Origin of the sequence: Aeromonas sp. V90_14, assembly GCF_029967615.1 — a bacterium.
Taxonomy (GTDB): Bacteria; Pseudomonadota; Gammaproteobacteria; order Enterobacterales; family Aeromonadaceae; genus Aeromonas; species Aeromonas hydrophila.
Map to the genome: position 1 here is coordinate 102,985 of NZ_JASCAS010000002.1, position 11,417 is coordinate 114,401.

Annotated in this window: 13 protein-coding genes; 6 read left to right on the plus strand and 7 right to left on the minus strand. The window is 63.6% G+C overall.

The annotated features are described in order from the left end of the window. Nucleotides 1-9 precede the first annotated feature (9 nt). The 4 genes from lipB to QLG02_RS02820 all read left to right on the plus strand — a co-directional run bounded on the left by lipB (nt 10) and on the right by QLG02_RS02820 (nt 3,141). Entirely contained in the window at nt 10-714 is a 705-nt protein-coding gene (gene lipB, locus QLG02_RS02805; protein ID WP_282464454.1) for a lipoyl(octanoyl) transferase LipB, read from the plus strand. 85 nt (nt 715-799) lie between these two features. After that, entirely contained in the window at nt 800-1,765 is a 966-nt protein-coding gene (lipA, locus tag QLG02_RS02810) for a lipoyl synthase (RefSeq protein ID WP_011707035.1), read from the plus strand. A 164-nt stretch (nt 1,766-1,929) separates the two neighbouring features. Next, nucleotides 1,930-2,433: a GNAT family N-acetyltransferase gene (locus tag QLG02_RS02815; RefSeq protein ID WP_282464455.1), complete on the plus strand. Its 504-nt coding sequence runs from the start codon at nt 1,930-1,932 to the stop codon at nt 2,431-2,433. 138 nt (nt 2,434-2,571) lie between these two features. Further along, complete coding sequence (locus tag QLG02_RS02820; RefSeq protein WP_282464456.1) at nt 2,572-3,141, plus strand: alpha/beta fold hydrolase; 570 nt, start codon at nt 2,572-2,574, stop codon at nt 3,139-3,141. Between the two features lie 44 nt (nt 3,142-3,185). On the opposite strand, the gene nqrE is transcribed toward QLG02_RS02820, so the two are convergent. The 6 genes from nqrE to QLG02_RS02850 form a co-directional block, all read right to left on the minus strand. Then, nucleotides 3,186-3,785, minus strand: a complete 600-nt coding sequence (nqrE, locus tag QLG02_RS02825) for an NADH:ubiquinone reductase (Na(+)-transporting) subunit E (protein WP_011707038.1) — start codon at nt 3,783-3,785, stop codon at nt 3,186-3,188. Nucleotides 3,786-3,939: 154 nt separating this feature from the next. Next, nucleotides 3,940-4,383, minus strand: a complete 444-nt coding sequence (locus QLG02_RS02830) for a hypothetical protein (protein WP_282464457.1) — start codon at nt 4,381-4,383, stop codon at nt 3,940-3,942. A gap of 178 nt (nt 4,384-4,561) precedes the next feature. Beyond that, nucleotides 4,562-5,065, minus strand: coding sequence for an N-acetyltransferase (locus QLG02_RS02835; protein WP_282464458.1), 504 nt, complete (start codon nt 5,063-5,065; stop codon nt 4,562-4,564). A 39-nt stretch (nt 5,066-5,104) separates the two neighbouring features. Further along, nucleotides 5,105-6,286 (minus strand): MerR family transcriptional regulator, encoded by a 1,182-nt coding sequence (locus QLG02_RS02840; protein WP_282464459.1) that lies wholly within the window; start codon nt 6,284-6,286, stop codon nt 5,105-5,107. 150 nt (nt 6,287-6,436) lie between these two features. Next, the gene (recJ, locus tag QLG02_RS02845; protein ID WP_282464460.1) at nt 6,437-8,167 is read right to left on the minus strand and encodes a single-stranded-DNA-specific exonuclease RecJ; all 1,731 of its coding nucleotides are present in this window, start codon (nt 8,165-8,167) and stop codon (nt 6,437-6,439) included. Further along, nucleotides 8,133-8,849 (minus strand): disulfide isomerase DsbC N-terminal domain-containing protein, encoded by a 717-nt coding sequence (locus QLG02_RS02850; RefSeq protein WP_017409263.1) that lies wholly within the window; start codon nt 8,847-8,849, stop codon nt 8,133-8,135. Before QLG02_RS02850 ends, recJ begins: the two co-directional genes overlap by 35 nt. A 260-nt stretch (nt 8,850-9,109) precedes the next feature. On the opposite strand from QLG02_RS02850, the gene mscL reads away from it, so the two are divergent. After that, on the plus strand, nt 9,110-9,517 hold the full coding sequence (gene mscL, locus QLG02_RS02855) for a large-conductance mechanosensitive channel protein MscL (protein WP_017409264.1): 408 nt from the start codon (nt 9,110-9,112) through the stop codon (nt 9,515-9,517). 59 nt (nt 9,518-9,576) lie between these two features. Here the strand turns inward: mscL and xerD are convergent, their stop codons facing one another. Next, on the minus strand, nt 9,577-10,476 hold the full coding sequence (gene xerD / locus QLG02_RS02860; RefSeq protein ID WP_039215876.1) for a site-specific tyrosine recombinase XerD: 900 nt from the start codon (nt 10,474-10,476) through the stop codon (nt 9,577-9,579). 187 nt (nt 10,477-10,663) lie between these two features. Between xerD and fldB the strand changes: the two genes are divergently transcribed. Next, complete coding sequence (gene fldB / locus QLG02_RS02865; RefSeq protein ID WP_146062926.1) at nt 10,664-11,182, plus strand: flavodoxin FldB; 519 nt, start codon at nt 10,664-10,666, stop codon at nt 11,180-11,182. The last annotated feature ends 235 nt before the right edge of the window (nt 11,183-11,417 follow it).

The following is an 11,417-nucleotide window of genomic DNA, read 5'->3' on the forward strand; positions in this document are numbered from 1 at the left end:
TGAGGAAAGATGTCACTCCAAACCCCCGCCGAATCACCATCGTCAGCCCCCCGGCTGCTGGTCAGACAGCTGGGCCGCCGTCCCTACCAGCCGGTATGGGATGCCATGAAGGCCTTCACCGACAGCCGTACCCCCGACACCCCGGACGAGTTCTGGGTGGTGGAGCACGACCCCGTCTACACCCAGGGTCAGGCCGGCAAGGCCGAACATCTGCTCGCCCCCGGCGACATCCCGGTGGTGCAGAGCGATCGCGGTGGCCAGGTGACCTATCACGGCCCTGGCCAGCTGGTGCTCTACGTGCTGGTGGATGTGCGCCGCAGCAAGCTGACGGTGCGCGAGCTGGTGACCTGCCTCGAGACCGCCATCATCAACACCCTGGCCAAGAGCGGGATTGAGGCTTATGCCAAACCCGACGCCCCCGGCGTCTATGTGAAGAACCAGCTCGGCGCCTCGCTGCAGACAGAAGCCAAACTGGCGTCCCTGGGTCTGCGCATCCGCAAGGGCTGCTCGTTCCACGGCCTAGCCCTCAACGTCAACATGGACATGACCCCCTTCCTGCGCATCAATCCGTGCGGCTATGCGGGCATGGCCATGACCCAGACCAGCACCCTGGGCGGCCCGCAGAGCGTGGCCGAGGCGCAAGCGATGCTGGTGGCCGAACTGGCCAGCCTGATTGGCTATGAGACAATCACGAATACCGAAGAGGCGGCATGAGCGAGCCCATGCTGCGTGGCCATGAGGGCACCGAGATGACCCTGGTGGCTATCAACCAGACAATAACAAACACCGAGAGTGAATCATGAGCAAACCCGTTCGTATGGAGCCGGGCGTCAAGCTGCGCGATGGCGACAAGATGGCCCTGATCCCGGTGAAATTCATGCCGGATCCCAACGAGGAAGTGCTGCGCAAGCCGGACTGGATGCGGATCAAGCTGCCGCCGTCGAGCCAGAAGATCGAGCACATCAAGAGCACCCTGCGCAAGAACAAGCTGCACTCAGTGTGTGAGGAGGCCTCCTGCCCCAACCTGGCGGAGTGCTTCAACCACGGCACCGCCACCTTCATGATCATGGGCGCCATCTGCACCCGTCGCTGCCCCTTCTGCGACGTGGCCCACGGCCGCCCGCTGGCGCTTGATCCGGACGAGCCGAAGAAGCTGGCGCTGACCATCAAGGAGATGGGGCTGAAATACGTGGTGATCACCTCGGTGGACCGCGACGATCTGCGTGACGGCGGTGCCCAGCACTTCGCCGACTGCATCAAACAGATCCGCGAGCACAGCCCGCAGACCCGCATCGAGATCCTGACCCCGGACTTCCGCGGCCGGATGGAGCAGGCACTGGAAGTGTTCCGCGAGACCCCGCCGGACGTGTTCAACCACAACCTGGAAACCGCCCCGCGCATGTACCGGGTCGCCCGTCCGGGTGCCGACTACAAGTGGTCGCTGGAGCTCTTGCGCCGGATCAAGGAGATGCACCCCCATGTGCCGACCAAGTCCGGCGTCATGATGGGTCTGGGCGAAACCAACGAAGAGATCGTGCAGGTACTCAAGGACTTGCGCGAGCACGGCGTCAACATGCTGACCCTGGGCCAGTATCTGCAACCGAGCCGCCACCACCTGCCGGTGAAGCGCTACGTGCCGCCCGCAGAGTTCGACGAGCTCAAAGACGTGGCCATGGGGCTGGGCTTCTCCCACGCCGCCTGCGGTCCCTTCGTCCGCTCCTCCTACCATGCGGACCTGCAAGCCAAGGGCGAAGAGGTGAAATAACCTCGCTCCCCCTGGTCAAAAAAGAGCGCCCTTGGGCGCTCTTTTTTTATGGGCCGGCCACGGGCTGACGCCGTTTTGGCTGCCGACCACGGCCAGCGCCGTTTGCACTCACTTCGCCGCCGGGTTAACGTGAGCCTCCCTTCTCCCCTTGAGTGATCTGCAGGATGCCAACACCGCTTATCCGCTTGCTGCCCATGAGCGAGCAGCACTACCCCGCCTATTGCGCCTGCTTCATCGAGGAGTACGCGCAGGATCTCGCCAGCAACCAGGGCCACGATCTCGCCACCGCCCGCCACAAGGCCGAGGCCTCTCTGCAGCGCTATCTGCCGCAAGGGGTGGCCAGCGCCGGTCACCACCTGCTCTGCATCCTGCCCGCCGATACAAAGGGAGCAGTTACCCCCGTCGAGGAGGAGCCACTGGGTTATCTCTGGCACGCCATCGACAGCGACGGCGCCGCCACCTTTATCTATGACTTCTATGTCGCACCGGCTCACCGCAGCCGGGGGATCGGCAAGGCCGCCATGGCGCTGCTGGAAGCCGAGCTCAAACGCAGCGGCATCCGCCAGATCACCCTGCGGGTCGCCCACGACAACCCGCGCGCCCTCGCCCTTTACCAGGAGGCGGGCTTCGCCATCACCGGCTACAACATGGCCAAACGGCTGGGTTGAACGGTTTATCCCGCCCTTGTACCACCCGGACAGGGGCGTGCCACCACCCGGCTGGCGCTGGTATGATGAGGCCGCCCCGGCCTGCGTCGCTGCGCACGCCCTGTTTGTTCCCTGTCGCCCCGTTTCAGGATCCTGCTTATGTCACACACCCGCGTCTTCATCGTGCACGGCTATACCGCCTCCCCCCACTCCCACTGGTTTCCCTGGCTCAAGGCACGGCTCGAAGCCCGCGATATCCGGGTCGAGGTGCTGGCCATGCCTGATCCCCACCATCCACAACCCGCCGCCTGGGACGCAGCCATGGACAGCCTGGTGCAGGATCACGATGAGCGGACCTTTCTGCTGGGCCACAGCCTCGGCTGCATCACCATCTTGCGCCAGCTGAGCCGCCTGCCCGCCTCCCGCCGGGTGGGCGGGATCCTGCTGGTATCCGGCTTCGATCAGCCGCTGCACACCCTGCCGGAGCTGGCTCCCTTCATGACCCAGGGTTATGACCCGGCCCACATCATGGCGCTGGCACCCCGGCGGGTCGTGGTCGCCTCCCGCGACGATACCATCGTGCCCTATCGCTACTGCCAGCACCTGAGCGAACAGCTGGCCGCGCCGCTCTACAGCCTGGAGCATGGCGGTCACTTCCTCGATCGGGACGGTTTTCTGGAGCTGCCGCTGGTACACGACCGCCTGCTGGGGATGATCGAGGACCGATAGATGGCAAAACGGCCACTTGCGTGGCCGTTGCAACACTCAGCCGGCTAGAGCGAGATGCCGGAAAAAGACATGAAGCCCAGCGACATCAGTCCGGCCACGATGAAGGTGATGCCGATGCCGCGCAGCCCCTCTGGCACATCCGAATACTTCATCTTCTGACGCAGACCGGCGATGGCGACAATGGCCAGCAGCCAGCCCAGTCCTGAGCCCGCCCCGTACACCACGGATTCGATGAAATCGTAATCCCGCTGGGCCATGAACATCACTCCGCCGAAGATGGCGCAATGCACCGTCAGCAGCGGCAGATAGATGCCGAGCGCGTGATAGAGCGCCGGGAAATGTTTGTCCAGCACCATCTCCATCACCTGCACCAGCGCCGCCAGCACCCCGATATAGACGATGAAATCGAGAAAGCTCAGATCAAACTCGCCGAGGAAGGTACTCTCGGGACGCAGGATATGGCGGTAGATCAGGTTGTTGAGGGGAATAGCGATCACCATGACCACCAGCACCGTCATGCCAAGGCCGAAGGCGGTGTTGATGTTCTTGGAAACAGCCAGGAAGGTGCACATGCCAAGGAAGAAGGCCAGCGCCAGGTTTTCGACAAAAATCGAGTGAATAAACAGGTTTACATAATAATCCATCGGGTCGGCTCACAACGTGTACGGGGCGGGAGCCGCCTTCGTGCTCGCCGGCGGGCAGGCATGAAGACGGTGCAAGGAGGGCACCGGACCGCACGGGCATGCCTTCGCGGCTGACATCGATCAGCGAGGGAGCAAGCCTTGGGCGGACGGGCGCTCAGCAAGCAGCCGGGCGCGAGTCGCTGTGGCGGAAACGAAATTGCAGGTGATGGCAGCTCAAGCGCCACCGGTGCAGATAACCGAAGTAGTCGCTCAGTTGTCTGAGGTAGATGAGGGGCAGGAAGAACAGCAGGCCGCAGAGCAGGCCGAGGATATCGTGCTGGAACCAGGCCAGCAGCACCTGATAGAGCTCGGCTTGAGCGGCCCCTTCCAGCCGTCGACCCTGCTCGAAGCTGAGCCGCCACTGGCCGCCCGGCGGCAGGCTGACGCTGTTGACCAGCCCGGGATCGGCCGGCTCATGCAACTGCATCGAGGCGCCCTGGCCGACCGCTGCCTGACGTACGGCTGCACCGACCTCTGCCGCGGCGAAGGCGGCAAGCCACAGAAGGCAGGCGATGGCGAGCGCCATCGGCCAGGTCGAGCGTCGGCCAGCGGGTGACAAGCGGGGAGTCCCTTCTTTAAAAGAGGATTCAGCGAGGCCGAATATATCACAATTCATCTTTTTATTGAATTTGAAACCCTGCAAATACCCACGAATTGATACTAAAAACCCTCGTTATCAATAAAGCCGGCAATTAAAAACCACAATGAGCGCAAGGAGCACCCTCTTTGCCCGCCCCTCACGCCTGCACAAAGGCCGGGTGGTAGCACACTTCGCCACGGGGCATGGCGGCGCCGAACGAGCGAGCCATGAAGTACTCCGCCGGCACACCGGGCAGCGTCAACCCCGGCTCGGACACGAAGCCGAAACGGCCGTAGAAGCCGGGATCCCCCAGCACCACGCAGCCGGCCGCCCCCATCCCCTTGAGCTGTGCCAGACCCGCATCCATCAGCCGTGAACCCAGCCCCTTGCCGTGCAGCGCAGGAGAGACCGAAATGGGGCCAAGACCATACCAGTGCGGGCTGCCATCACTGATGGTCACCGGCGAGAAACAGAGATGGCCGACCACTTGCCCCGCCTGCTCCGCCACCAGCGACAGGCTGAGCGCCCCGGCCTGGCGCAGGTCGCGCACGATCCGCTGCTCGTTGTGATCGGTATGGGGGGCATTGAGGAATGCGGCCACGGTCACCGCTTCAATGGCGTCGTGATCGGCGCCTGTTTCGGGCCGAATGATGATGTTCATAGGTTTTCTCCGTTTGTTATCTTGCAATGGATGGCCTGATCAGACTGCCTGCAGGCAGCAGATCACATAGCCATAGCTGCCCAGGTGTTGGCGGTGGATGGCCACTTCCCGGCTCAGATCCTGCCAGGCGGGGCTATCCCCCAGCTCGGCACTGTGGCGCGCCAGATTGCGCTCGATGGGGTCCAGATAGTTGTGCCAGGCCCTTTGCGGCAACGGGGTGTGCCACAGGCAGCGATAACCCGCCTCCTGCACCGTTTTGAGCAGGCCCACCAGGGTCTGCATGGCGGGATAATCCCGCTGCCAGAACGCCAGCGCCTCCTCTGGCGGCGTGTCAGTCAGCCACACCAGGTCGCTCAGCACCAGGCTGGCAGCAGGACCGGCAAGGTACGGCCGCCATGCCTGCAAGGCGTTGGCCACCCCTATGGTGTAGGCGCTCCCCTCGGCCCAGATGAGATCGGCGGGGGCAAGGTCTGCCGGCAGCGCCGCCATGTTGGCGCACAGAGTAGTGACATGACTCAGCCCAGCCGCATTGGCGCTGCGGGCCACGGCGGCCAGCGCTTCCTCGTCCAGATCGATGGCCACTATGGTGGCGTCCGTCACCTGTGCCAGCGCCATTGTGGCGGCGCCGCGCCCGCAGCCCATGTCGAGGATCCGGCGAGGCTGGCTGGGCAGCGCGGCAAACTGCTGCTGGGTGAAGAGGCTATCGCCCGGCCCCCAATAGCTCATGCCGTCCAGCAGCAGCTTGAAATCCCGGATGTAGCGCTCATGTTCGTTCATGTCTTTGCTCAGCCACTGCAGGTGGTAACGCTCTTTTTCACTGAATCCCTGCTTCATCACCCAGGCAAAGTAGGCCTGTGGGGCTTGATGCTGCAGTTGCCGCTGCCAGGCCTTGAACTCGTCGCCGGAGTGCGCACGCAAACCGGCGAGATCCGCAAGCAGATCCCGGGCGCGTTGCATCCGCGCCAGCTCTTCATCCAGCTCCCTGACCCGGGCTGCCAGTGTCGCCTGATCCAGCTCTCCCGCCAGGCAGGCGAGGCACTGCTTGAGGCTGAGGCCGCCGGCCTGCAGGGCCTGCACCATCAGCAACCGCTGCAGATCTTCATCGTCGTAGTGGCGATAGCCGTTGGCGGCTCTCGTGCCCGCAATCACCCCCAGCTTCTCGTAATAGAGCAGGGTGGAGCGGGCCAGGCCGCAGCGCCGGGCCAGTTCGGATATTTTCATGACAACCACTCGCTGAAGGGTCTGTGACCCGATGCAGGGAAGCTTAAACTGTGAAGCAATAGACGGGTCAACGGCAAAATCCGGGTTCACACCATAAAAAAACGGCCACCCTGAGGTGGCCGTCATCGGCAGCAAGAGAGACTCGCGGGATCAGAGGCCGGCGGCCTCCAGATGCTCCACCAGCAGCTGCACGCTGCGGTTGCCGCGCCACTCGTTGACATCGAGCCGGTAGACCAGCCGCACCCGTTTCACCGAGGCATCGGGCCAGCGCTGCAAGTCGACGCCAAAGGCGATGGCATCCACCGCGTGGCCGGAATCCGTGGTCAGCATCATCTTGAGGTGCTTCTCCCCCACCAGCCGCTGCTGCACCAGCACGAATTCGCCGTCGAACAGCGGCTCGGGGAAGGCCTGACCCCAGGGGCCGGAGGTGCGGATCAGCTCCGCCAGCTCCAGACTCAGCTCATCGGGCAGCAGCTCGCCATCGGTGAGCAGCACTCCGGTCAACAGCTCAGGGGTCACCAGCTCGCCGATGACCGCCTCAAAGGCCCGGCCGAAGGCCTCGATATTGGCCTTGGGCAGGGTCAGCCCGGCCGCCATGGCGTGGCCGCCAAACTTGCCCATCAAGCCGGGGTGGCGGGTATCGAGCAGTTCCAGCGCATCGCGCAGGTGCACCCCCGGGATGGAGCGCCCGGAGCCCTTGAGCTCGGTTTCGCTGCTCTCGGCAAACGCGATGACCGGGCGGTAGTACTTCTCCTTCACCTTGGAGGCCACCAGCCCCACCACCCCCTGATGCCACTCGTCCCGGTGCAGCACTATGCCCGACGGCACCTCGCCGTCACGAAAACGGATCTGCTCCAGAGTGGCGAGCGCCTCCTGCTGCATCCCCTGCTCGATCTCCTTGCGCTCCTGGTTGAGGCTGTCCATTTCGGAAGCGAGCTGGCGCGCCAGGTTGATGTCGTCGCTCAGCAGGCAGGCTACCCCGAGCGACATGTCGTCGAGCCGGCCCACCGCGTTGAGGCGCGGCCCCAGCGCAAAGCCGAGATCGGCGGCGCACAGGCGACGACCGTCGCGGCCCGACACGTCCACCAGCGCCTGGATGCCGGGGCGGCAACGCCCGGCCCGGATCCGCTGCAAACCCTGATGAACCAGGATGCGGTTGTTGCCATCCAGTGCTACCACGTCGGCCACGGTGCCAAGCGCCACCAGATCCAGGTAATCCGCCACGTTGGGTGCGCGCAGCCCCTGGCGCTCATACCAGCCGCTCTGGCGCAGATGGGTGTTGAGGGCCGCCATCAGATAGAAGGCGACCCCGACCCCGGCCAGCGACTTGGAGGGGAAGTCGCAGCCATGCTGGTTGGGGTTCACTATCGCGTCGGCGTCAGGCAGCTCCTGGCCCGGCAAATGGTGATCGGTAACCAGTACCTGCATGCCGGCCGCCTTGGCCGCCGCCACCCCGGCGATGCTGGAGATGCCGTTGTCCACCGTGATCAGGAACTCGGCGCCGCGGGCTACCGCCAGCTCGACGATCTCCGGGGTGAGGCCATAACCGAACTCGAAGCGGTTGGGCACCAGAAAATCGATGTGACGACCGCCCATGGCGCGCAGGGCCAGCACGCACAGCGCCGAGCTGGTGGCGCCGTCGCAGTCAAAGTCACCGACGATGAGAATGCGTTTTTGCGCCGTCAGCGCCTCGGCCAGCAGTGGCACCGCCTGCGCCATGCCGAACAGACGCTGAGGCGGCAGCAGCTGGCTGGCGCTGCGCTCGAGCAGAGCGGGATCTTCAACCCCGCGGCTGGCGAAGATTTGACGAAGCAGCGGGTGCAGGGTGGCGGGCAGATGGGAATCATCAACTCGCGGACGACGACGGATTTGCAGGGGCATTGATGTGATCCAGTATCTTGAGCAGTTGTTCAGGGCTCTGATAACCGCGCACCAGGTCGCCATTTGGCAGGACCCAGCTCGGCAGCGCCTTGATCCCGAGCCACTGGCTCAGGCCGATATGATGGGCAAGGATCTCATTACAGCCGGTCTCAGGCAAACGATCACTGAGATCCAGTGCGCCGAACTGCCGGGGATCGCACCAGCGCGCCTGCGCCTCGGCCAGATCGGCAAAGGTGCCGAGCACCGGCAGCAGCTGCACGCTGACCCCCCTCGCCTGCAGGACCGGCAACTCTGCCAGGGTGGTGCGACAGCTGCTGCAGGCGAGATCGGTGAACAGGGTGACGCGATGGCGCTCCTGCTCGGCCCGCAGCTGTACCCGCCGCTCGCCGATCTGGGCCAGGGCCAGTTGCCGCTGCTGACGCAGCCCCAGCATGGTGAGGTTTTTCATGTCGTGGGCCAGATCCAGCATGGTGCCCTGCAGCACATAGTCGCCCCTGGCATCGGTATAGAGCAGCCCCTGGGCGGTGCCCAGCATGTAGAGACCGGGCATGGGGGTCTCGTCCACCAGATAGACCTGTACCCCGAGCCGTTGCTCTATGGTCTGCTTCAACAGTTGGGGATCCATCCCCGCGCTGGCGGCAAAAGAGCCCAGCAGCATCATTCCCAGCAGTAAATATTTCACTCTTTTACTCACTTGGCATGAACGAATGGACTCACAAGGTAACTCAGTGAATATTCTCTCCTCAACCGCTTAATTACCGATTGATTAATAGCGAGGGCCGCAAAAAAATCCCGATCTGACAGGTTGCCAATCGGGCAAAGGCCCAGCAAGCTAACCGGGACGACAGGAAACACGACGGTCATCCTCTGTTTTCCTGAAGCTTTAATTATTCAAATACCGGTGCGGCGCTGGCCGTACCCTGCCCATTTTTGGAGGGGAAAATGAGTCTGATTCAAGAGTTCAAGGCCTTTGCGTCCAGAGGCAACGTGATCGACATGGCGGTCGGTATCATCATTGGTGCCGCCTTCGGCAAGATAGTCTCCTCCTTCGTTGGAGACGTGATCATGCCGCCCATCGGCCTGATCCTGGGGGGCGTGGACTTCAGCGACCTCGCCGTGACCCTGAAGGCCGCCGAGGGAAGCACCCCGGCCGTGGTCATCGCCTACGGCAAGTTCATCCAGACCATCATCGACTTCCTGATCATCTCCTTCGCCATCTTCATGGGGCTGAAGGCCATCAACACCCTCAAGCGCAAGCAGGAAGAGGAAGCGGCCCCGGCCGGCCCGACCAAGGATCAGGAGCTGCTGACCGAGATCCGCGATCTGCTCAAATCCCAGCAGGGAAAATAAGCGCCAGCTCCTGTCGTGTATTCGAAAAAAACCGCCTTCTGGCGGTTTTTTGTTGCCGGTCAGGCGCGCGGATGGTGCTGGCCGTGCAGCGCCTTGAGCCGCTCGTTGGCCACGTGGGTGTAGATCTGGGTGGTGGAGAGATCCGCGTGACCCAGCAGCATCTGCACTACCCGCAGATCGGCGCCGTGGTTGAGCAGATGGGTGGCGAAGGCGTGACGCAGGGTGTGGGGGGAGAGCTCGCCCTGGATGCCGGCGCGCTGGGCATAGAGCTTGATGCGGTGCCAGAAGGTCTGACGGGTCATCATGCGCGCCTGCTTGGAAGGGAACACCACGTCCGAGCTGGTGCCGCCGAGCAGCAGGGTACGCGCCTCCCGGTAGTAGCGCTCCAGCCAGTGCACCGCCTCCTCCCCCATGGGCACCAGTCGCTCCTTGTTGCCCTTGCCGACCACCCGCACCAACCCCTGGCGCAGGCTGACATGCTCGGCGGTCAGCCCCACCAGCTCGGAGACCCGCAGCCCGGTGGCGTAGAGCAGCTCGAGCATCGCCTTGTCCCGCAGCTCCAGCGGCTCGTCCACCAGCGGCGCTTGCAGCAGCGCTTCCACCTCGGCTTCGCTGAGATCCGATGGCAACTTCTTGGGCAGCTTGGGCCCCTCCAGCAGCACGGTGGGGTCGTCGCTGCGCAGCTTCTCCCGGTTGAGATACTGGTAGAAACGGCGCAGGGCCGACAGGAAGCGGGCCGTGCTGCTGGCCGCAAACTGCTGGTCCACCCGCCAGGCGAGATAGTGCTGGATGTCGTCCAGCCCCGCCAGCAGCAGGGAGCCGCCCTGCTCGTCGAGCCAAAGGGAGAACTTTTCCAGATCGGTGCGATAGGAGCTGACCGTGTTGTCGGAGAGGCCCCGCTCCAGCCAGAGGGCGTCCAGAAACGGCTCGATCAGGGGATGGGATTCAGACTTGCTCATGGTACGCCGCGCTCAGGGGAAACATGGCCCATTGTAACGTGCCGACCCACCGCGGCCGCAAGTTGCCGTTGTCCATCGCCCGCCAGGCGGTGAAGCGCGCCGGGCAATCTGCTAGACTGACGCCCTCCCCCGGGCGCCACCCTGCGGTTGCCCGCTCCCATTGCCGACTGCGATCAAGAGAAGAGCGATGAAGATAGGTTTGTTTTACGGCTCTACCACCTGCTACACCGAGATGGCCGCCGAGAAGATCCGCGCCCTCATTGGCCCCGAGCTGGTCGATCTCCACAACATCAAGGATGTGCCCCTCACCCTCATGCAGGAGTACGATATCCTGATCCTGGGCATCTCCACCTGGGACTTCGGCGAGCTGCAGGAAGACTGGGAATCCCGCTGGGAAGACATTCAGGATGTCGAGCTGGAAGGTCGCATCATCGCCCTGTTCGGCCTTGGCGATCAGCTGGGTTACGGCGAATGGTATCAGGATGCCCTCGGCCTGCTGCACGATCAGCTGGTCCCCAAGGGAGTCAAGCTGGTGGGCTACTGGCCCAACGAGGGGTACGAGTTCGATGCCTCCAAGGCGCTGATCGACGATGGCCGTCACTTCGTCGGGCTGGCGCTCGACGACGCCAATCAGTACGACCAGACCGAATCCCGCATCGAGCAATGGGTCGACCAGATCCTGAGCGAGATCCACGAGCTGCTCTGATCTTGCCGGTTTGACGATGGCCGCCATCTTGCGTCGGCTAGGTTCTCGACGACGCCAGCCAATAGGACCAGACCGACCCCGCATTGAGCAATGGGTCGACCAGATCCTGAGCGAGATCCACGAGCTGCTCTGACGCAGGGTTGCCTGACACCAGTGGCGATGGCCCCCAGCCATCGCCCTCTCCCCGCATGGCATGACGAAAAAGACCTGGAAAGGCCCCCTTGAACAAACGTCA